Annotated in this window: 20 protein-coding genes; 8 read left to right on the top strand and 12 right to left on the bottom strand. The window is 64.6% G+C overall.

Annotation, left to right across the window (positions count from 1 at the left end; all coding sequences use genetic code 11):
• Positions 1-57 precede the first annotated feature (57 nt).
• Positions 58-477 (top strand): hypothetical protein, encoded by a 420-nt coding sequence (locus AC5FRV_RS14805; protein WP_493561855.1) that lies wholly within the window; start codon positions 58-60, stop codon positions 475-477.
• A gap of 52 nt (positions 478-529) precedes the next feature.
• Here the strand turns inward: AC5FRV_RS14805 and AC5FRV_RS14800 are convergent, their stop codons facing one another.
• The 5 genes from AC5FRV_RS14800 to AC5FRV_RS14780 all read right to left on the bottom strand — a co-directional run bounded on the left by AC5FRV_RS14800 (position 530) and on the right by AC5FRV_RS14780 (position 5,261).
• The gene (locus AC5FRV_RS14800; RefSeq protein WP_493561854.1) at positions 530-1,108 is read right to left on the bottom strand and encodes a hypothetical protein; all 579 of its coding nucleotides are present in this window, start codon (positions 1,106-1,108) and stop codon (positions 530-532) included.
• 124 nt (positions 1,109-1,232) lie between these two features.
• The gene (locus AC5FRV_RS14795) at positions 1,233-2,426 is read right to left on the bottom strand and encodes an MFS transporter (RefSeq protein WP_493561853.1); all 1,194 of its coding nucleotides are present in this window, start codon (positions 2,424-2,426) and stop codon (positions 1,233-1,235) included.
• Between the two features lie 885 nt (positions 2,427-3,311).
• Positions 3,312-3,635 (bottom strand): DUF7577 domain-containing protein, encoded by a 324-nt coding sequence (locus tag AC5FRV_RS14790; RefSeq protein WP_493561852.1) that lies wholly within the window; start codon positions 3,633-3,635, stop codon positions 3,312-3,314.
• 376 nt (positions 3,636-4,011) lie between these two features.
• Positions 4,012-5,100 (bottom strand): aminopeptidase, encoded by a 1,089-nt coding sequence (locus AC5FRV_RS14785; protein ID WP_493561851.1) that lies wholly within the window; start codon positions 5,098-5,100, stop codon positions 4,012-4,014.
• A 38-nt stretch (positions 5,101-5,138) separates the two neighbouring features.
• Entirely contained in the window at positions 5,139-5,261 is a 123-nt protein-coding gene (locus AC5FRV_RS14780) for a DUF7859 family protein (protein WP_281244858.1), read from the bottom strand.
• Positions 5,262-5,452: 191 nt separating this feature from the next.
• Here AC5FRV_RS14780 and AC5FRV_RS14775 point away from each other — a divergent pair, with 191 nt between their 5' ends.
• A complete protein-coding gene (locus AC5FRV_RS14775; RefSeq protein ID WP_493561850.1) occupies positions 5,453-6,142 on the top strand; it encodes an ArsR/SmtB family transcription factor in 690 nt (229 codons plus the stop codon).
• A 233-nt stretch (positions 6,143-6,375) separates the two neighbouring features.
• On the opposite strand, the gene AC5FRV_RS14770 is transcribed toward AC5FRV_RS14775, so the two are convergent.
• On the bottom strand, positions 6,376-6,885 hold the full coding sequence (locus tag AC5FRV_RS14770; RefSeq protein WP_493561849.1) for a metallophosphoesterase: 510 nt from the start codon (positions 6,883-6,885) through the stop codon (positions 6,376-6,378).
• A 66-nt stretch (positions 6,886-6,951) separates the two neighbouring features.
• On the opposite strand from AC5FRV_RS14770, the gene AC5FRV_RS14765 reads away from it, so the two are divergent.
• The 4 genes from AC5FRV_RS14765 (at position 6,952) to serB (ending at position 12,721) form a co-directional block, all read left to right on the top strand.
• Entirely contained in the window at positions 6,952-7,926 is a 975-nt protein-coding gene (locus AC5FRV_RS14765) for a cation diffusion facilitator family transporter (RefSeq protein WP_493561848.1), read from the top strand.
• A gap of 74 nt (positions 7,927-8,000) precedes the next feature.
• The gene (locus tag AC5FRV_RS14760) at positions 8,001-10,181 is read left to right on the top strand and encodes an ATP-dependent DNA helicase (protein ID WP_493561847.1); all 2,181 of its coding nucleotides are present in this window, start codon (positions 8,001-8,003) and stop codon (positions 10,179-10,181) included.
• A 192-nt stretch (positions 10,182-10,373) separates the two neighbouring features.
• Positions 10,374-11,789: an erythromycin esterase family protein gene (locus AC5FRV_RS14755; RefSeq protein ID WP_493561846.1), complete on the top strand. Its 1,416-nt coding sequence runs from the start codon at positions 10,374-10,376 to the stop codon at positions 11,787-11,789.
• Between the two features lie 299 nt (positions 11,790-12,088).
• Positions 12,089-12,721, top strand: coding sequence for a phosphoserine phosphatase SerB (gene serB, locus AC5FRV_RS14750; protein ID WP_493561845.1), 633 nt, complete (start codon positions 12,089-12,091; stop codon positions 12,719-12,721).
• Positions 12,722-12,753: 32 nt separating this feature from the next.
• Here the strand turns inward: serB and AC5FRV_RS14745 are convergent, their stop codons facing one another.
• The 5 genes from AC5FRV_RS14745 to AC5FRV_RS14725 form a co-directional block, all read right to left on the bottom strand.
• Positions 12,754-13,134 (bottom strand): hypothetical protein, encoded by a 381-nt coding sequence (locus AC5FRV_RS14745; protein ID WP_493561844.1) that lies wholly within the window; start codon positions 13,132-13,134, stop codon positions 12,754-12,756.
• A gap of 58 nt (positions 13,135-13,192) precedes the next feature.
• Positions 13,193-13,531, bottom strand: a complete 339-nt coding sequence (locus tag AC5FRV_RS14740; protein ID WP_493561843.1) for a hypothetical protein — start codon at positions 13,529-13,531, stop codon at positions 13,193-13,195.
• Positions 13,532-13,630: 99 nt separating this feature from the next.
• Entirely contained in the window at positions 13,631-14,926 is a 1,296-nt protein-coding gene (locus AC5FRV_RS14735) for an O-acetylhomoserine aminocarboxypropyltransferase/cysteine synthase family protein (RefSeq protein ID WP_493561842.1), read from the bottom strand.
• A gap of 229 nt (positions 14,927-15,155) precedes the next feature.
• On the bottom strand, positions 15,156-15,365 hold the full coding sequence (locus AC5FRV_RS14730) for a hypothetical protein (RefSeq protein WP_493561841.1): 210 nt from the start codon (positions 15,363-15,365) through the stop codon (positions 15,156-15,158).
• A gap of 165 nt (positions 15,366-15,530) precedes the next feature.
• Positions 15,531-17,171, bottom strand: a complete 1,641-nt coding sequence (locus tag AC5FRV_RS14725; RefSeq protein WP_493561840.1) for a DNA-directed DNA polymerase II small subunit — start codon at positions 17,169-17,171, stop codon at positions 15,531-15,533.
• A gap of 93 nt (positions 17,172-17,264) precedes the next feature.
• Here AC5FRV_RS14725 and AC5FRV_RS14720 point away from each other — a divergent pair, with 93 nt between their 5' ends.
• A complete protein-coding gene (locus tag AC5FRV_RS14720; RefSeq protein WP_493561839.1) occupies positions 17,265-17,936 on the top strand; it encodes a S26 family signal peptidase in 672 nt (223 codons plus the stop codon).
• Positions 17,937-18,048: 112 nt separating this feature from the next.
• On the top strand, positions 18,049-18,705 hold the full coding sequence (locus tag AC5FRV_RS14715; protein WP_493561838.1) for a S24/S26 family peptidase: 657 nt from the start codon (positions 18,049-18,051) through the stop codon (positions 18,703-18,705).
• Between the two features lie 285 nt (positions 18,706-18,990).
• Here AC5FRV_RS14715 and AC5FRV_RS14710 read toward each other — a convergent pair whose 3' ends face one another.
• A complete protein-coding gene (locus AC5FRV_RS14710) occupies positions 18,991-20,571 on the bottom strand; it encodes a Cdc6/Cdc18 family protein (protein WP_493561837.1) in 1,581 nt (526 codons plus the stop codon).
• Positions 20,572-21,221 lie beyond the last annotated feature (650 nt).

The following is a 21,221-nucleotide window of genomic DNA, read 5'->3' as shown; positions in this document are numbered from 1 at the left end:
CAGGCCAGTTTATCAGCCTCAAAAGTAATGCGGAAATTGGTATAGAGGTTGGAAGCGATGAGTAATGAGGAGGAGGTGATTAGGGAAGGAAAAGAGGGGGAGGATAGGGATCGTTTTAGGAGAACAGATGCCGGGCCCAAATCTGCTACTGATTCAAAACCCACACAGTCATCTAGAGAGAGCTATACTGACTCATCAACGGATAATTCGATAGTTGAATTGGGAATTCGGGAAGATGGGACTCTTGACATTGCCTTTGAAATCAAAAGACAGTTTAATATTTCAGACAAGCTCGGAGCTCTTGGAGGAACTCTTGTTTTTCTTGGAACCATCATTGCCATTATTGTCCCCATATTGTACATAATCGGAGTAATTACGTCGCCTGCCTTGGCGGCAGCTGTCATGAGCGCTCCTTTCGCAATAGGCAGTGGGTTAATCGCGGTTGCAAACAACTTTGAATACCTTCCATTTACATAGCAAACATATCAATTAAAAATATTCCTGATTCAGTTTCATTTTCTCAGGAACTCTAACTCACATATTCCAAAGAGTCAATTCTCTCAGAAACGTCCTTTTTTATAGCTTGTCGAGATAAATTATACATTCTCTGAAATTCTCGAAAATCGAAATCTTTCTCTTCAGGCCTGTGTTCTGTCCGCCAAAGTTCCATAATATCACCCTCACGAAATTCAAGTTGATCATGGTTATCAGCTTTCCATTTTATATAAACCTCTGCGTCAATCAACAGGTCATGAAACTGCCATAGAATCTCCTCTCCTTCATCATTAAGGAAGACGTGTGATTCTTCGATAGATCTTCTCAACTCTCGATATTCGTCCTGTACAGTTTTTTCAAATTCCTCCTCATCAACTGAATTTCTAATAGCTCCCCTTAGATAGCGATCATAGACATTTCTAGATCTTTCTAGCTGTATTCCTAATTCGATAATTGCATCCGCTTTTCGTTGCGCAATCTTTTCCGCCCGTAATCTACTGTTTGCGGCCTTTTGCTCTTGTCTTGACCGAATAATGGCGATTCCACCTGTTATCGCAGATCCCAGTACAGCAAAGAATCCGGCGATTAGAGCGGATGTCGTTCCTGAGACCATCAATAGTTCCAATCTATCCCATAAGTGCATAACATTGATGGGGTATCTCCTTCGACCAGCCTCCATCTACCTACATCGCCATAATTCTCCATGATAGGGGATGGCAAGACCGTAGATGGATGTCTCAAGACCCAGTCGGCAACTTCCCGGCCCTCGCTAACACCGCCATCCCGATAGCGATCACCGCCACAAGACCAGCATAACCGTAGAACACACCGGAATACGACAACCCAGCCTGCGCCAGAAGCCCTACCGCCACGCTCCCGGGCGCCTGGATGAGCATCATCGTCGCGCTGAAGCCCGAGTACGCGCTGGCGCGGTTCTCGTCGGGGAGGTTGTCCAGCAGGTAGGCGTCGCCGACGGGGAAGAGGCCGTGGACGACCAGGCCCATCACGACGGAGACGGCGGCGATGGCGACGACGCCCTCGACCATCGTGAACGCGACCAGCGTGACGACGAAGCCGCCGAGCACCGAGAGGAGTATCGAGAGGTAGGAGAAGCGGTCGGCGAGGCGGCCGGCGACGATGAACGACGGGACGCCGGCGGCGAAGGTGAGCGTCAGCAGGCTGTTGGCCGTCCCCGGCGGGATGTCCTTCGCGGCGCCGAGGTAGGTGACGTAGAAGTTGAACACGCCCTGCCAGACGAAGCCCGTGAAGCCGACGAAGACGACGCCGGCGGCGACCAGCGGCCACTGGGCCCGGATGCCGGCGATGAGGTCGCGGTCGTCCCGGCCGGCGTCGGGCAACTCGGCCCGGCGGACGGCGAGGGCGAACGCCGCCGTTCCAGCGAGCGCCAGCACAGCGAGCGCGCCGAAGGCGATGCGCCACGACCCCATGCCGATGGCCACGGCGACGAGGAACGGCGCGCTGACGGCGGCGATCTGCGAGGACATCCCGCGCAACCCCACCGCGATCCCGACGTTCTCGGGGTAGAGTTCGCTCACCAGGGGATTGGCCGCGATGAAGAACACTCCCGTCGCGAGGCCGACGAACAGCGCGCCGACGACCGTCAGCCAGATGCCCGGCGCGAGCGCGGTGAACGCCGCCGCCGCGGAGAGCCCCAGCCCCATCCCCAGGAGCGTCCGGTGGCGGCTGACGAACGTGAGCAGGTAGCCCGTCGGCAAGCGCGGCAACGCACTCCCGACCCACACCGCCGTCGCCGCCAGGCCCGCTGCCGCCGGGCTGATGTCGTTGCTGATGAAGAAGTCCACCAGCGGCGCGAAGGCGATCCGGCCGAAGTTCACCAGGAAGGAGAACGTACAGATAGAGACGAAGACGCCCAGGCGGCCCGGGGGCTTCGCCGTCGCCGACTCACTCATGGGCGACGGGGAAGCGGTGCTGGCCGGCCAGTGGTCTCATCGACAGATCCGTCCGCGGGGGGACGGACGCCGACGACGAACGTCAGATGCACGCCTACGGATCGCCGCCTCGCGGGCTTGAACCCCTCGCTTCCGGCCCATAGCACTCTAAAATTCGCTGTCACGTCGCGACGGGGAGTTTCGGGTCGAAGACTCCCGTGTTGAGCAATCTGCGTGGAACAGTTCGAGAGAAGGCGGGTTCGCTCCGTCCATCGACGTCCGCCCCGGTCCGTCGGTGTGTGAATTGAACGGATAACTCTCGGCCGAGTCGATGAAATGGACAGCGACGACTAGAACCAGAAAGCCCTCGGCGGGCTCGGCTCCCGGGGCTCGCTGTGCTCCTCGCCTTCGGCTGCGGTGCTTGCATCGCCCGGGTTCCCCGAGCCCGCCTCGCCCTTTCAGTCCTCCAGGACAGGACCGCAGTCCTGCCCTTCCCCTGGTCGCGCGATGAAACGCGCTCCCGGCCGAGCGGTTGCGGAAGGAAGCGTGACCCGCCGCGTCCGCGGCGGGTTCGGGGAGGGGTGGCGGACTCAATCGCGAGCGCGTGCCGAACGGAGTGAGGCTGCGCGAGCAAGGCTGGGCCTGGAGGACTGAAAGGGCGAGGCGTGGTCGGCGAAGCACGGACCCGTAAGCACCGCAACGGAGTGAGGAGCGCAGCAGGTCCGCGCGAGTCGAGCGCGCCGAGGGCTTTCTGAATGTTGTTAGCGGTCTCTATTCCGACTCCAGAGAGCGCGCCGAGGGCTTTCTGAATGTTGTTAGCGGTCTCTATTCCGACTCCAGAGAGCGCGCCGAGGGCTTTCGGGGTGTTGTTGTCCTCTATCAGGCCGTCAATACTCAGTGATCCAGCTACTCGTCCGGGATCCGCCCGAAGCACTCCCGGCAGAACCGAACACCGGCCCGGTTCGCCGTCCCACAGGCATCGCAGACGACGGTCTCCTGGGCCTCCTCCCCCTCGTTCCCGTCGAACGCCGACGCCGGGAAGGCGGAGATGCCGGTCGGGTCCGGCGACGGGCTGGAACGACCCTCCATCCGGCGTGCCCGCTCGATCAGTTCGTCGTCGCGCAGGTACGTGAGCCCCTTCCAGAGGCCGAGAAACAGCAGCGTCGGCGCGACGACGACGAACAGTCCCGCCAGCACTCGAAACGCGAGTTCGAACTGACCGATGGCCATAATCGGCATAGGGCGTCTGGATGGGAGTAGCTGGCGGTGAGTTCCCTCCCGGAGCTACGCTTCGAACCCGTCCTCACGGCTCGCTCCACTCGCCGTTCGTCTTTACGGAGATTCCTCCTGGCGGTCGGAATCTCCCTACTCCTCGAACCCGTCCTCAAAGACGAACGTCCCGTCCCGCTGAACCACTTCCCCGTCCACCTCGATGTAGGAATCCTCCGACATGTCCACGATCATGTCCGACCGGCCTTTTTCTGCGTCGGGTGTCCTCGCTCGCGTTGCTCGCTGCGGGCACCACTCCTTGAAAAACGTCGATGAAAAATGCCGGACGCTCACTTCGTTCGCGTCCGGTGAACCGCCTCGCGTCGCTCGGCGGATGCTACTCCTCGAACCCGTCCTCGAACCGGAACGTCCCGTCCCGCTGAACAACCTCCCCATCGACTTCGATGAACGAGTCCTCCGACATGTCCACGATCATATCGACGTGAACCGCGGAGTCGTTGCGCTCGTTGTCCTCGCCGACAGTGTCCTCGTAGGCTCGGCCGACGGCCATGTGGACGGTGTCGCCCATCTTCTCGTCGAACAGCATGTTGTAGGTGAACCGGTCGATGTCGCGGTTCATGCCGATGCCGAGTTCGCCCAGGTAGCGGGCGCCCTCGTCGGTCTCCAGCACCTGCGTCAGGACGTCCTCGTTCTTGGCGGCGGAGTGCTCGACGACTTTGCCGTCCTCGAAGCGGAGGTAGGCCTCCGTCACCTCGCGGCCCTGGTGGTAGAGGGGCTTGTCGAACAGCACCTCGCCCTCGACGCTGTCGGCGACGGGGGCAGTGAACACCTCGCCGCCGGGGAGATTCTTCTCGCCGTAGTCGTTGAGCGTCGGGTTGCCGTCGATGCGCATGGTCACGTCGGTGGTGTCGCCCGAGACGATACGCACCTCGTCGGCGGGGTCCAGGATCTCGACCATCTGGGCCTGGTGTTCGCGGACGGCGTCCCAGTCCTTGTTGATAGCGTCCCAGACGAAGTTCTCGTAGCCCTCGGTGCTCATCTCGGCCAGCTGGGCGTTGGCCGGCGCGGGGAACTGGGTACCGCACCAGCGCTTCGAGAGGCGCTCTTCGAGGACGGGCTGGTTGGCCTGCCGGTACGCGGCGTTCGTCGCCGGGTCGACGTCGCTGGTCTCGGTGACGTTGTCGTCCGCGCGGACCGAGATGTACGCGTCCGTCTCCTCGATGAGGGCGAGTTCGTGGGCCGGCGTCTCGAACTCGTCGTCGCCGGCGCGGAGGAAGGCCCGTTCTGCGCGATCACTGTCGAACATGGTGACGGGGTTCGCGCCGACGTCGCCGATCAGTTCGTGGATGGCGACGACCAGGTCCTCGGCGACGGGGGGCGCGACCACGAGCACGTCGTCGCCGGGTTCGAGCGAGACGGAGTGGTTCACGACGATTTCGGCGTGGTTGCGTATCCGGGGGTCCATACGTGAGGTGACCGCCGTCGCTCACTAACCAGTTTCGTCTACTTGCGGTTCCCGCGCATCCCTTCCTTGAACCCCTGGACGGTCCGGCGGATCATTAGGTAGAAGAAGAAAAACAGCATCAGTAGGGCAGCGAGGATGCCGTAGGTGATCCACTCCTGCATATCCCGTCTTTCACCGGCGGCGTTCAAAGTCGTTACGGGGTTGGCGGACACGCCGGCTGGGAACGCGAGATGGCGGCGAATTTCCGAGATCGGCCGCGATGAACTAACTGTGGCCGGAACAGAGTTAGTCAAACGGCTCTTTGAGTGATCGGCACCAAGACTAATACCGGAGTAGAACATATCCTTTAACCATGTCACTCCTTCCCTCCAGGGACCCGACGGCGCCCGACGCGGAGCCCCGGGTGATCGGTGTCGATAGCGAGGACGCCGACGACGTGCTCGCGGCGCTCTCGGCGGGGACTGCGCGGAAACTGCTCGCCGAACTCAACGAGACGCCCGCGCCGCCGGGCGAACTCGCCGACCGCGTCGACACCTCGCTCCAGAACGCCCAGTACCACCTCGAGAAGCTCGAAACCGCGGGTGCGGTCGAAGTCGTCGACACGGCCTACTCGGAGAAGGGCCGGGAGATGGACGTGTACGCGCCCGCGAACCAGCCGCTGGTCATCTGTGCCGGCGGGGAACAGGAGACCTCCGGCGTCCGGAGTGCCCTGACGAGCCTGCTGGGCGGCGTCGGCACGCTCGCGGTCGCCAGTTTGCTCGTCCAGCAGCTGTTCGGCCGGGGGCTCGAGACGTTCTTCGGGCCGTCGGTCGAGCGCGGGAGCGCCGGCGGGACGACGCCGGACCCGAGCTACCTCACCAACGGGACGTCCCCGAGCGGCGTCTCTGCGCAGGCGACGGACGTCGCGACGGAGACGGCCGCCAGCGCGGCCGGGTCGGCCCAGTCCGCCGTAGCGACGATTCTCCCGCCCGGACTCGCCTTCTTCGCGGGCGGCGCCGTCGTGCTCGCGTTCGTCTTCGCGATCTGGTACGTCGATCGGTGAAACGGCGACTTGACGTACCGACCCGACGAATCGAGTTCTGTAAAACGGCCATTTGAGTTTACAGTGGGTATTTTTTGACTCGGTTACCTAGGAGTGAATGCGCCGACTCGCTTCGGCCCTCCGCGGCCGGACCGACCCCCGACCGGACACACACCCGACCGGACACGACCGACCGCCGTCCCGGGCGTTGGACCGCGCTCCGGGACTGACAGTACACGCCTGTGCTGTCGCGCTCACGACGGACGGCTCACCTCCCCAACGACCCCCTCACCCGGTCGATGCGACCGAACCATCAGTCTCTCGGCAGTGGCAGTGGCCTCGACGTGTCCCGGCCGAAACTGACGCGGGTCGGCGTGACTCCCCGGATTGACCAGCACTCGACCGGCCAGTTCCCCCAGTTCCGGCCGATGCGAGTGACCGACCACGACGACGTCGGCGTTCTCTTGTCGCGCGAGCATCGACAGTGACGTCTCCGAGTGTTCGTGGCCGTGGACGACCACGAACCGCCAGCCCTGCCACTCTAGCGTCTCGACTGACGGCAGTCGCTCGACCAGCGACGGGTCGTCGTTGTTCCCGTGGACTGCCACCAGGTCGTTCGACTCGGCCGCGAACGCGTCGTAGACGGCCTCGGTGGTGAAGTCGCCGGCGTGGACGACGGTGTCGGCCTCGCGAACGGCGTCGAGGGTGCGACCCTCGAGTCGATGGCCGTCGGTGCCGTGGGTGTCGGAGACGATAGCGAGCATACTCGGGCTTGTCGCTCCGGCGTTAAATCCCGAACCCCTTTGGTCCGGCCGCGAGTCGTCCCGTCGATGGCAGGAAGTAAATCGGTCGTCCTGGCGGCACTCGTGGCCAACGGGGCCATCGCCGTCCTCAAGTTCTTCGGATTCCTCCTCACCGGCAGCGCCGCGATGCTGTCGGAGACGTACCACAGCCTCTCCGACACGGGCAACCAGGTGTTCCTGCTGATAGGGATCCGATACAGCGACCGGGCGCGCGACCGCCAGCACCCCTTCGGGTACGGGAAGTCGCAGTTCTTCTATAGCTTCCTCGTGTCCGTGTTCCTGTTCGGTATCGCCGGCTGGGAGAGTCTCAAGCACGGTTACAGCCAGCTCACGGGCGGCGGTCACGGCGGTGGCCCCCACCCGGGAGAGGCCGTCGAATTCCTCTGGATCAGCTTCACGCCGCCCGCGTGGCTCGACCCGCTCTGGGTGAACTACACCGTCCTCCTCGGCGCGTTCGTCTTCGAGACGTGGGCGCTGTACAAGGCTCGCGCGGAGATGCAGCGCCAGATGAACGCCAACGACTGGAGCGGCTACCGCGAGGCGTTCCGCAAGACGAGCGACACGACCACGCTGACCGCGCTGACCGAGGACACCATCGCCCTGCTCGGCATCGTCATCGCGCTGGTCGGCCTCTTCCTCGAACAGCAGACCGGGAACCCCTTCTTCGACCGGGTCTCGGCGCTGCTGATCGGTATCATGCTGATGAGCTTCGCCGTCGCGCTCGCCTGGGAGAACAAGCGGCTCCTGCTGGGCGAGAGCCTCCCGAAGGACGAGGAGGACGAGCTACGAGCGATCATCGCGGACCACCCCGGCGTGGCCGAGGTCCTCGACTTCCGCACGGTCTACTTCGGGCCCGGCCAGATCCTCGTCACCGGCGACGTCGCCTTCGAGCCCGATCTCGATGCCGAGGACATCGACGCCCGGATCACGGACATCCAGGAGGCCCTCCGGGGGGTACAGGAGGGGATCGACCGGGTCTACCTCGAGACGGAGACGCTGTAGCAGCCCCCGCTGGGGTGGTATCACCTCCGCCCCGTGCCGAACCCTTTTGACCGATAGCGGTCAAACCTATCCCCGTGGCGACGACCGACGACGACTACCTGCGGTTTTTCCCCTACGAGGAGCCGTACGACCACCAGCGCGAGGCGATGGCCACCATCCACGAGGCGCTGACCGACGGTCGCGACGTGCTCTTCGAGGGCGCCTGTGGCACCGGGAAGACGCTGGCGTCGCTCGTCCCGGCCCTGGAGTACGCCAGACACGCCAACAAGACCGTCGTCATCACGACCAACGTCCACCAGCAGATGCGCCAGTTCGTCGAGGACGCCCGCGCCATCACCGAGAGAGAGCGCCTGCGCGCCGTCGTCTTCCGCGGCAAGGGGTCGATGTGCCACATCGACGTCGACTACGAGGAGTGCCAGGCGCTGCGTGACACGACCCGCGACCTGGCCGAGGCCGAACAGGACGCCGCCGAACTCGAACAGCGCCAGGCGGACCTCCTCGAGGAGATGCAGGAGGGCAGCGACGAGGCGGCCGAGGCCCGCAGTTCCGTCGTCGACGAACTCCAGCACCTCCAGGAGGAGATAGAGGAACTGGAGACCGAGCGCTCGACCTGCGACCACTACTACCGCAACCTCACGACCGACACGACGGACTTCTACGCCTGGCTCAACGACGACGTCCGGACGCCCGACGACGTCTACGAGTACGCCCACGAGCGCGGACTCTGTGGCTACGAACTGCTCAAGGAGGGCATGGAGGGCGTGGACCTCGTCGTCTGCAACTACCATCACCTCCTGAACCCGGGCATCCGCGAGCAGTTCTTCCGCTGGCTCGGCCGGGACCCGGAGGACGTCATCGCCGTCTTCGACGAGGCCCACAACGTCGAAGACGCGGCCCGGGACCACGCCCGGCGGACGCTCACAGAGACGACGCTGGAGAGCGCCGTCGACGAACTCGCCGACACGGACGACGCCCGCTCGGAGGCCGCTCACAACGTGATCGCGACCTTTCTCCGGGCGCTTCGCCAGGCCTACGACGACGCCTTCGGGTTCGGCCAGCGGGAGGCCGTCGACGAACACTGGGAGGACCTTCCCATCGCGAACGAGGACCGCCGCGACGACCTGACGCTGGCGTTCCTCCAGGCGTACTCCGGCCCGGGGTTCCACGAGGAACTCGACCAGGCCGTCGAACTGGGTCGCGACCTGGACGAGGAGTACGAGGAAGCGTTCAAGAACGGCGAGACGAGCACGCGTGAGGAGTGCCAGACGCTCCAGGCCGCCCAGTTTCTATCGGACTGGCTCGCCGAGAGCGACGACCTCGGCCAGTATCCGGTAGTCTCGGTCCGCCGTGACGAGGGCACTGGCGAGGTGTACGGCCGCGCGGAGCTGTACACCTGCATCCCCTCGAACGTGACGACGGACCTGTTCGAGGAGCTGCACGCCGCCGTCCTGATGAGCGCGACGTTGCGCCCCTTCGACGTGACCGCAGACGTCCTCGGGCTCGACGAGGTGGAGACGATGGCCTACGGCGCGCAGTTCCCCGAAGAACGCCGGCGCACCTACGCCGTCTCCGGCCCGGCACTGTTCGCCAGCGAGCGCGACGACCCGGCGACCCAGGACACCATCGGCGGCGTGCTGGAAGACGCCGCCCGGATGACGCCCGGCAACACCCTGGCGTTCTTCCCGAGCTACGCCGAGGCCGAGCGCTACCACGAGCGCGTCGACGTCGACGGGACGACCTACCTGGACCGGCCGGGCGAATCGGCCCACGACATGCGAGAGTCGTTCGTCGACGACGACGACGCGGTGCTGTTCACCTCGCTGTGGGGCACCCTGGGCGAGGGCGTGAGCTACGACGGCGACGACGCCCGCACCGTCGTCGTCGTCGGCGTCCCCTACCCCCACCTGGACGACCGGATGGACGCCGTCCAGGAGGCCTACGAGACGGCGTTCGATACGGAGAACGACGAGGAGGCCGGCTGGCGATACGCGGTCGAGATCCCGACGGTCCGCAAGACCCGGCAGGCCCTGGGACGGGTGGTGCGCTCGCCGGAGGACTTCGGCGCCCGCATCCTGCTCGACAAACGTTACACGCAAGAGGCGGAGATGGAGATGCGCGACTACGCCGTCCGTGGCACCTTCCCGCCGGAGGAACGCCGGGAGATGATCGACATCGACCCGGACAAGCTGAAGTTCGCGATGCTGAACTTCTACAGCGACATCGACGGCTACGACGGCGACCCGCCGACGCCGTAGGATTCCGGACGGTCCACCGCCGGACGGCCCACCACGAAAACCGATGGGAGTGGCGCGCAACTCCAGGACGGTTCGACGCCTGGCTTCGGACAGTGGGCGGATAAACGCGGTGATCTGTGCCATCGTTTCCACGGCGTGGAAACCTGTGAAGGGCTTCTTTCGCTCGCTCGCCGAAGCGTGAGGCGATCACTCATGAGACGGGAAAGCGACGTTTCGCGGCGCGAGTTCGCGGCGCTGGCCGGGGCACTCGGAGCCAGTGCGCTCTCGGGATGCATCGGCGGTGACGACGGTGCGGGAGAAACGGCACCGAACTCGACGTCCACCACCAGCACTGACGCGACCACGTCGGACGCACCGACGACCGAAACGGCGGCGTCGAGCGAACTCCTCGACGCCATCGAGCGGGAGGCGGTCCCGTTCGAACTGACCGCCTCGGCCGAGAACCTCGACGCCGTCGCAAATCGGCTCGCGGAATCTGCCATCGTGGGCATCGGTGAGGCCTCCCACGGCGTCAGCGAGTTCAAGTCGATTCCCCGCCTGCTCGTCCGAAGACTCGTGAGCGACCACGGCTATCGCCTGATCGCGATGGAGGGGACCCTCGGCGAGTTCGCGCCCGTGAACGCGTACGTCACCGAGGGCGAGGGCGATCTCGAATCGGCGCTGTCCGCCCTCGAGTTCCACTTCTGGGGGTCGGACCAGGTCCGGGAGATGCTGGCGTGGCTCCGTGCGTTCAACGAGGGCCGACCGCGGGACGACCGCGTCGCCGTGCGAGGGTACGACGCCCAGTTCTACGACGTGAACGCGAGGGCGCTCCGCACCTACCTCGAGCGCGTCGACCCGGACCACCTGACCGAGATAGCCGACTCGCTGGAGCCGCTCACCACGCGGTCCCACGGGTCGGCGTCTGCGTACATGACCGACTCGCAGGTCGCCCTGATCGAGGACCTCCGGACCCGACTGGAGACGAAAGAGAGCGAGTACGTCGAACAGGGCTCCGAGTCCGCGTTGGAACTCGCACAGCGACACGTCTGGACGCTGGAGCAGGGGCTCCGGTTCATGGAGAAGTTCGCCGCCGAGGAGTTTCCGGCTGGCAAAGAGATACGCGACAGGGCGATGGCCGACAACGTGGCGTGGCTCCGGGAGTGGACGGGCGCGGACCGGGCCGTCGTGATGGGGAGCGCGAACCACACGATGGGGAACGCCGCGCCGGCGAGTAAGCCGGGAACGCGGATGGGCCAGCACCTGGCCGACGAGTTCGGTTCGGACTACTACTCGCTGGGACTGCTGTTCGGGTCGGGGTCGTTCGCGGTGCCGGCCAACCACGAGGGAACCGAGTTCGAGACGTTCGAGACCGGCGGTCTCCTGGACGGGACGCTCGAATCGACGCTCGCTGACGCCACCTCGTCGCCGCTGTTTCTCGACTTCGAGGCGGCGCGCGAGCGGTCCGTACTCGACGAGTGGATAGCAGGAGCCTCGACGATACAGGTCACGACACCCAGCGCTCCGGAGAACGGCGCCCGACCACTGCCGGAGCCGCCCGGCGAAGTGCTCGACGGGCTCGTCTTCGTTCGCGACGTCTCCGCGGCGTCGTTCCCCTACACCGGGTGAGCAGACGGCCCGCGCTCACCGCCGATACGAGCCACGGTGGTCGAACTCAAGGAATCAGCGGTCGTATCCCTCGACGAATTCGTGATCGCCGGTCGCGCCCACCGAGGGCCGCCCGGCGACGGCCTGATGTTCGAACACGACGAAGCCGGCTACCAACCCACCGGCCGGACCGAAGGACACGGGTGCTACGTCCCCGTCGACGACGAGACCGCGGAGTCCGACGACTACCGAGCGCCCGGGTCGCGTCGCTCCACCCGAAACCGGGGGCTTTGTGACCCCCGAGGGGCAACTCCGCGTCAATGCTAATCGCGTTCGACTTCGACGGGACGCTCTCGGACTCCGAGATGACGGTCCTGCTGGGGAGCCAGAACGGCACGGCCGACGACATGGCAGACATCACCGAGCGGGCGATGAACGACGAGCTCGAGTACGCCGAGAGCCTCCGCCAGCGCTGTGAGCTGCTGGCCGACCTGGACGACGACCTGGCCCAGGGGGCCTTCGACGAGGTCCGCCTGCGACCCGGGGCCGCCGACGTCATCGCAGCGCTCCGCGACGCCGGCCACTACGTCACCATCCTCACCGGCGGGTTCGAGCGCGGCGTCGCGGCCGCACTGGAACACGAGGGCGTCACCGTCGACTCCATCGTCGCCAATCGACTGCTCGTCGAGGACGACCAGTTGACCGGCGACGTCCGCGGCCCCCACATCACGGGGACGAAGGACAACTCGCTGGAAGTCGTCACCAGCGTCGTCGACGCGGACCCGACCGAGACGGTCGCCGTCGGCGACGGCGCCAACGACCTCCCGATGCTCCAGGTGGCGAGTCTGGCCATCGGCTTCGACCCGAAACCGGCCGTCGAACCGGCCTGCCACGAGACCGTCGAGACGATGGAAGAACTGGGGGACCTGCTGGAAGCGGAAGGCATTCTGTAGCGGCGTCCGATCGGGGAATCCACGGATCCGGATCATCCCAGTATCTGCGAACGATACAGTCGATACTTCGACGCGAGGTAGCCCACGATGGCGAGGCTGACGACCACTTCTATCCAGCCGAGCTGTTCGATCGCGAGCGGATTTTGCAGTCCGTAGAACGCGATCCCCAGGATCCAGGCCCACAGCTCCACGTGCCAGAGGTCGACGAACCCGAGCGGAACGCTCGCTCCGTAAAGCGCCATACCGAGAATCCACCCCCACGACTCTCCCTCCCAGAGACCGACGACGACCGCTAGCTGGACGAGAGCGAGTACGAGCGTGACGACCGGATCCGACCCGAATCGAAACGAGGCGATCGCGTCGTACACGCCCACGATGCCGCCGAGAGCGCCGAACGCGCAGACGACTTTCATACCGGGCGGCAGGGCGGAGTGGCCAGATGATCGGGTGTCGGAGGCCATGCACTGAGACCTACCGGAACAGGTGGCTCTTCGAGAGCAAGTAGACGATGACGATCAGGCTGATCAACAGCCCGACGACGTTTCCACCGAGAATGTCCCCCAGTGCGCCCAGCCCGTAGACGACCATCGCCACCGTCCAGGCCCAGGACCGGAGGTTCCAGAGGCCGAAGACGACGACCAACTGGGCGGCCGAAATGACGAGGGCGAACAGGCCCAGTAGCGGCGACGCGCCGAGCATGACGAGCGATCCGAGTAGCCCGAAGATACCGCCGAGCGCACCGAGAACGCAGATTATCTTGATGCCGAGCGGCGGGGAGGGCTGGCTGGAGGAGTACGTCGCGGGGGCCATTTCACACGTAACTCTGCAGTAACTGGTATTAAAACTGGCTCACGACACTGGAAATAAAACCGCGTGGGAAACTGGTGGCAACGGACTGAATCGTGGCGTCTAGCTCGTCGCCTGTTCGATGGCCTGGTCGAGGTCCGAAACGATGTCGTCGGCCGATTCCAGGCCGACGGAGAGGCGCACCAGGTCGTCGGTGACGCCGGCGGCCTGCTTCTCCTCGTCGGTGAGCTGCTGGTGGGTGGTGGAGGCCGGGTGGATGATGAGCGTCTTCGCGTCGCCGACGTTGGCCAGCAGCGAGGCGACCTCGGTGGACTCGACGGTCGACCGGGCGGCGTCGTAGCCTTCTTCGAGGCCGAAGGTGATCATGCCACCGTACCCCCCGTCGAGGTACTCGCTGGCGGTGTCGTGGGTCTCGTGGGACTCCAGGCCGGGATAGGTGACCCAGGAGACGTCGTCGTGGTCCTCCAGGAACTCCGCGACGGCCATCGCGTTCTCGCTGTGGCGTTCCATCCGAACCGGGAGCGTCTCCAGGCCCTGGATGGTCTGCCAGGCGTCGAAGGGCGCCTGCTGGTTCCCCATGTCGCGCAGCCCGCGGGCGATGGCGGCGTAGGTGAGCCCCGCCGGACCGAACGTCTCGTGGAAGTTGACGCCGTGGTAGGCGGGGTTCTCCTGGGCGATCTCGGGGAATTTCTCGGCGTGGTCGCCCCAGGGGAAGCTCCCGCCGTCGACGAGGACGCCGCCCACCGTCGTCCCGTGGCCGTGGATCCACTTCGTCGTCGAGTTCCAGACGACGTCGGCGCCGTGTTCGAGCGGGTTGCACAGGTACGGCGTCGCGAACGTGTTGTCGACGAACAGCGGGACGCCGTGGTCGTGGGCGATGTCGGCCAGGCGCTCGATGTCGGGGGTCACCAGCGACGGGTTGCCGATGGTCTCGAAGTGGACGTACGCGGTGTCGTCGTCGATGGCCTCCTCGTAGGCCTCGTAGTCGAGCGTGTCGACGAAGCGCGCCTCGACGCCGTTCCGCGGTGCGGTGTGGGTGAAGTAGGTGTAGGTCCCGCCGTACAGCGACGACGCGGTGACGATGTTGTCGCCAGCGTCGGCCAGCAAGAACGTCGCGAGGTTGAGCGCGGCCATCCCCGAGGACGTCGCGACGGCGCCGACGCCCCCTTCGAGCGCGGCGATGCGCTCCTGGAGGACGTTGTTCGTCGGGTTCATCAGCCGCGAGTAGATGTGCCCCGGCTTCTCCAGGGCGAACTGCGAGGCGGCGTCCTCGGCGTCCTCGAAGACGTACGACGTAGTCTGATAGATGGGTGGGGCGCGAGCATTCGCGTGGGACTCCGGCGTCTCCTGTCCGACGTGCAAGGCGTTCGTCTCGAATCCGCGCTCTGGGTCGCTCATTGTACAGGCCAGTACATGGGCGCAGTTCCCTTAACTACCCGCGACGCCGGCCGACCGTGCCACGTGTCGCCGATACCGGCCAGTATTCGGGGGAGTTGCGAACGGGTTCGAGTTGAAGAGGTGGGGTTCGAGGTGAGGAGACGAACTCATAGTGGTGGTTGTAAGCACTTACCGGCGTTCGTCGTGGCCGGTACCGGCGAACGCCGGTAAAAAGTTACAACCACCACTATCAAGCCATCCCGCGGGCCAGTCCGTCGGTGAACTCGGGCATCCGGAGGAGGCCCGCATACACGACATAGGAGAGGTATAGCAACGCGATTCCACCCGCCAGGAGCACGAGACCCGCTTTCTCCCGTCGCGATTCGAGTGAGAGATACCAGGACCAGCCGCGATGCAGGAGAAATATCGCCACCAGGGGCGTTACGTACAGCAGGAGCATGGAGGCAAGCACTCCGAGGACGACCAGACCGATCGCGTGCAGAATCGGATGAGTCGGCGCGGTCGGCCCGAACATGACGACTGTGTGAACCGTACGACCCTCGGGTCCTAAATCTGCCTTTCTACTGTAGCTGTGACGACGATCCCTGCGAGAGCAACGCACCCGTCAACTGAACTTCCGGACCGTCATGTCCAGCGTGTCCAGGTCAAGGATGGGCGCGTAGCCCGAGTCGGGGTCGATGTTGACGGACTTCTGGAAGTCGGTCTGGGACTGCCAGCACCCCGAGTTGAGCGCGAGGACGTTGTGGTACTTCCCCCAGCCCAGCTTGTGGACGTGGCCGGTGTGGAACACGTCGGGGACGTCCTCCATCACGAGGTAGTCCCGGTCCTCCGGCGCCAGCCTGGTGTGGCCGCCGTACTGGGGCGCGACGTGGCGCTTCTTCAGGAGCTGGTACATCGCCTTGTGGGGCTCGTCGTAGCTGGCCTTGTCGTCGGGGAGTTCGGCGATGACCTCGTCCAGCGAGACGCCGTGGTACATCAGGATTGTGACGCCCTCGACGGTGACCATCGCGGGGTTCGAGTGGACCTGCGCGTCGTGGGCCGTCATGATGTCCCGGAGCTCCTCGTCGAAGGCCGGCTGTGGTTCCGCGAGGCGGACGGCGTCGTGGTTGCCGGGGATCATCCGGATCTCGATGTCGCCGGGGACCTCCTTCAGATACTCGCTGAACGCGCGGTACTGGTCGAAGATGTCGACGACGTCGAGTTCCTCGTCCTGGTCGGGGTAGACGCCGACGCCCTCGACCATGTCGCCGGCGATGAGGAGGTACTCGATTCGGGCGGCCTCCTCGGTGTGGAGCCAGTCGGCGAAGCGGTGCCAGGCGTCCTCCATGAACTCCTGGCTGCCGACGTGGACGTCGGAGATGAGCGCCGCCTGCACGTGTCGGTCCGCCGTCGAGGGTTTGAACGTCCGTGGGACGTCGGGGAAGTGCATCGAGTCGACGAAGAGGATGCCCGCGTCGTCGGCCAGCGTCCCCTCCACCGCGATGACCTCGTCGAACAGCAACTCCTGGACCTGGTCGGCCCACTTCCGGTCTTTCATGATCAGGCACGGGAAGGTGCCGTTCGTGTCTTCGAGTTCCACCAGCCAGTGGCCGCTCGCCGTCGAGCGGACGTCGGAGACCATCCCGACGATGGCGGCGTCGCTCCCGCCGCCCATCGACTCCAGGGCGTCCGTCGGCCGGTGGTTGACGCGGCCGCGCAACTGCTTCGAGAGCTTCTCGTAACGGTCCCGGAACACCTTCACGAAGTCGCCGTACTCGCCGGTCCCGGTCGACTGACCGGTCATGTCGTTCTCGACGGTGATCGACCGCTTCGACGGGTCGGTGTTCCGACTGATCGGCTCGGCCGCCCCGTCCGCGGCCGCAGTCGGGGTCGTAGCCGCAGCCGCAACTTCCCCGCCAGACCCCTTCGTTTCAGGTGGAGAACCGCCACCGCCGTCTCCCGACGATCCGTCGTCGTCTCCAGTCGAAGTAGGGGGGTTTTCGCCGACGGGGCGGTCACCGTCCCGGGTCGATCGGTCTCCATCGGGGATTTCCGACCCATCCCCGTCACGTCCCTCGGTCTCGATCGACTCCCGGACGTGATCCGTCGTGAGCTTCAGCGCGTCGTCGGGCAGCGTTTCCAGTGCGCGTTCCAGCGCGGCGTCGGAGTCCGGCTCGTCCGCCAGCAACGTCACCGCTTCCCGCTCGGCGTTGTAGCCCCGGCGGGCGAGTTGCTTCACGATCCGCGCCGGCGTCTCCAGAGGCACAGCTACTGGTCCGCGGGACGGCCCAAAAAACGTAGCGGACCGACGAACCAGGAGACAGAAGATTGAACAGTCAGTCCGTCGATGGTTTCGACCGTGAGCGAGTCCGACGGGACGGGGGCGTCTGCCGGGTCTTCGAAGCCATCCTGGCAGGTGTACCTGGCGGACCTGGCGAGCAGCGTGCTGTCCGTCGGGCTAGTCGTCCTGTTCCTGTTCGCGATTAGCGGCGTCTGGCCGCCGATGGTCGCCGTCGAGAGCGAGAGCATGGAACCGAACATGGCCGTCGGTGACCTCGTCTTCGTGATGGACGAGGCGAGGTTCCCCGGAGACGGCGCCCACGGCGAGACGGGCGTCGTCACCGCGAGGACGGCCGCCGACAACGGGTACGCGACGTTCGACGGTCCAGGCGACGTCGTCGTCTTCGCGCCGGACGGGAACGACGACGCGACGCCGGTGATCCACCGGGCGATGTTCTGGGTGGAGGACGACGAGAACTGGTACGACGAGGCGAACCCCGAATTCGTGGGTGACGCCCAGAGCTGTGCGGAACTCCGTAACTGTCCAGCGCCCCACGCCGGCTTCGTCACCAAGGGCGACAACGCCCGGACGAACCCCGGCTACGACCAGGCCCAGGGAATGTTCGAACCAGTCAGACCCGAGTGGATCGTCGGGACCGCAGAGGCCCGTCTGCCGTGGCTCGGGTGTCTCCGGTTGCGCGCGAGCGGGCCGGAGAGGCGACCCGATGCCTGCGAGCTGCCCGTCGTCTGAACTACCGAGGGACTGGTTCCACTGGAAATCGGGTCGAGCATCGCGGATCCATCGCGGACCCATCCACGACGAGACAGAAGGTTGATACGGACTTCCGACCCACCTTTCGACGATGAGCGAGGCGCGCGGTCCGAACCCGCCGGACCAGCCCGACGATCCGTCCTGGAAAGCCTACGTGACCGACCTCCTGAGCAGTATCTCCGCCGTCGTCCTCGTGGGGCTGTTGCTCTTCGCCGTCAGCGGCGTCTGGCCGCCGCTGGTCGCCATCGAGTCCAAGAGCATGAGCCCCAACATCCACGTTGGCGATCTCGTCTTCGTGATGGAGGAAGAGCGGTTCGCCGGCGAGGTCCAGCAGGGCGAGACGGGCGTCGTCACGGCCCACGCCGCGCAGTCGGCGGGCTACTCGAAGTTCCAGAAGCCGGGTGACGTCATCGTCTACGCGCCGGACGGGAACAACCAGACCACGCCGATAATCCACCGGGCGATGTTCTGGGTAGAGGACGGCGAGAACTGGTACGACGAGGCAAATCCCGAGTACGTCGGCGCGGCCGACAGTTGCGAGGAACTCAACAACTGCCCGGCGAACGAATCTGGTTTCATCACCAAGGGCGACTACAACGGCCAGTACGACCAGGTGACGAACCTCTCCGGACCGGTCAAGGCGAGCTGGGTCATCGGAACAGCAGAGGTCAGAGTCCCGTGGCTCGGCTGTATCAGGCTGAGCGCGACGGGCGCCGCCACCCGGCCCGGCGCGTGCGAACTGCTATAGGATTTTGCGGGGGGTTCGACGTCGCTACCGGTCGAATATCTCGACGTGAAACGAAGGGGTTCGTAGTGTCGGTCGTAACTGTTTTCCGGGGTTCGACGGCTCCGTTTGCGTCGACGCCGGGAGACTCGCCATGCTCGTCGGGACGCCATCGGATTCGCGCTGCTCGTCCGTCGAGCCCTGTCTCGCTACGCTCGACAGGACGCCGATAGACTCACTCCGTTCGTCTATCGAGCCCGACCTCACGCAGTTCGGCCGGACCCCGGTACGGGCTTACGACCGACAGCATCAGTTGTCGAAGCGGGCCTGGACGAACGGTTCGGCGTCGTCGATGTCACCGAGCCTGGAGTCAGAGAGCAACACGGCCTCCGTCTCTTCGAGTGGAACCGAGAGGCTGATCTCCTTGGTCCGGCCGTACCGGCCCTTCGAGACGACGACGGCGTTGACGATGCCGAGCATGTCGAGTTCGGAGATGAGGTCGGTGACTCGGCGCTGTGTGAGGATGTCGGCGTCGATCTCCTCGCAGAGGCGCTTGTAGATGTTGTACACCTCGCCGGTGTTGATGTTGCGGACGCCGTTCTTCTCGAGCAGCATGATCGCGAAGAGGACGATCTTCGACTGCGTCGGGAGCGTGCGGACGACCTCGACGACCCGGTCGAGTTCGATCTTCTCCTGGGCCTTGCGGACGTGGGCCTCCTGGACGAGGTCCGTCTGGTCGCGCTCGGCGAGTTCGCCGGCAGTCCGGAGCAGGTCGAGGGCACGGCGGGCGTCACCGTGTTCCTGAGCGGCGAAGGCGGCACACAGCGGGATGACGTCGTCCGACAGCGCGTCGTCCTTGAACGAGACGTCAGAACGGTGGTCGAGGATGTCCCGGAGCTGGTTGGCGTCGTAGGGCGGGAAGACGATCTCCTCCTCGCCGAGGCTGGACTTGACGCGGGGGTCCAGGAAGTCGGTGAACTTGAGGTCGTTCGAGATGCCCATTATCGAGACCCGGGAGTTCTCCAGCTGAGAGTTCATCCGCGAGAGGTTGTACAGCGTGTCGTCGCCCGACTTCTCGACGAGCTTGTCGATCTCGTCGAGCATGATGACGACGACGCGTTCGTGGTAGTCGACGGCGTCGAAGAACGAACTGTACACCCGGTCGGTGGGCCACCCGGTCATCGGTACCTCCTCGAATCCCTCCCTGTCGGACTCGAGGTCGTCGATCTCCTCGGTCACGGCCTCGACGTCGTCGAACGCCGAGTCGGCCAGTACCGATTCGTCTTCGCGTGCGCGCTCGCGCAGGTCTTCGAGTTCGTCGACGCGGTCGTCGATGACCGCCCCGTTCTTCTCGATGAACTTGTTCGCGAGCTGTGCGAGGACGCGGTACTGGGTGTCGGTCACCTCGCAGTTGATGTACTCGACCTCGCAGGGGACCTCGTACTTCTGGGAGGTCGTCTCGAGTTCCTCGCTGACGAACTTGGCACTCGCGGTCTTGCCGGTGCCGGTCTTTCCGTAGATCAGGATGTTCGACGGCGAGTCCCCTCGGAGGGCGGTGACGAGGATCGTCGCCATCTTGTTGATCTGTTCCTCGCGATGGGGGAGCTTGTGCGGCGTGTAGGAGGGCCGCAGCACTTCCTTGTTCTCGAAGATCGGTTCCCCCGAGAGGAGGTCGTCGAACAGACCCCGGGAGGCCTCACCCGACTCGCCGTCACCGTCGGCGTCGAGTTCGTCCAGGACGACGTCGTCGAGGTCGGTCCCGACGGACGCCTCGGTCAGCTCGTCTTCACTGACGCTGTCCGCGTCGTCGACTCCGGTTCCGTCCGGACCGTTCGATGGACCGTCGCTACCGCCATCGTCCGGATCCGATTGGTCGCCCGTATCTGTCATGGTGTGGAACGCAAACCCCTTCGTTTCAAGTGGAAATCCTCGTGCGCAATACCAGGACGGGCCAGAGAGGCCGTGATTGACCGGCTCTGCCGGATTTCGACGTGCGAGGCCCGTCCAGTTGAACCAGCAGAAACGGTGGGTGAAGGAATATTAAATATTTCGGTCCGAGCCGTTTTCGGTCCGGACGCTTCCCCCCGTCTCGTCGTGAGTGAGTCCACCGATGGACAGCCGGAGTTCGATATCGGCTTTCTACAGCGCCTATTTCGACTGGGATGACCAACCAGTGGTGATGGCTGTCCTACAGTTCCGTCTGGGGAGACGGATGGGCAGTCGATTCCACTTGAACCGACCCCCCAACCCCTTCGTTTCAACTGGAACGAGATATCGACGGGGACGACCCTCAGAGAGATCCTGCCGACAACTAGGAAAGATTTATTATAACCCGTGAAAAACCAAATCCGTACTAGAGAAAAAAGAATAATTGGTGGAGGCGGCGGTGCCTAGATACTAGCTAGAGTCGAAACAGACGGTGTTGGACCGCTCTGTCGTCGAAACTGCCGTTTCTACCGCTCTCTGTCCGGGAATTCCGTCCCTCACGGATTCGTGGGGTTGTTCCACTCCAGTCGAAACGAAGGGGTTGGGGGGCACTC

This window comes from Halomicrobium sp. HArcel3, assembly GCF_058933135.1.
This window is presented reverse-complemented; position numbering and strand designations above follow the sequence as displayed.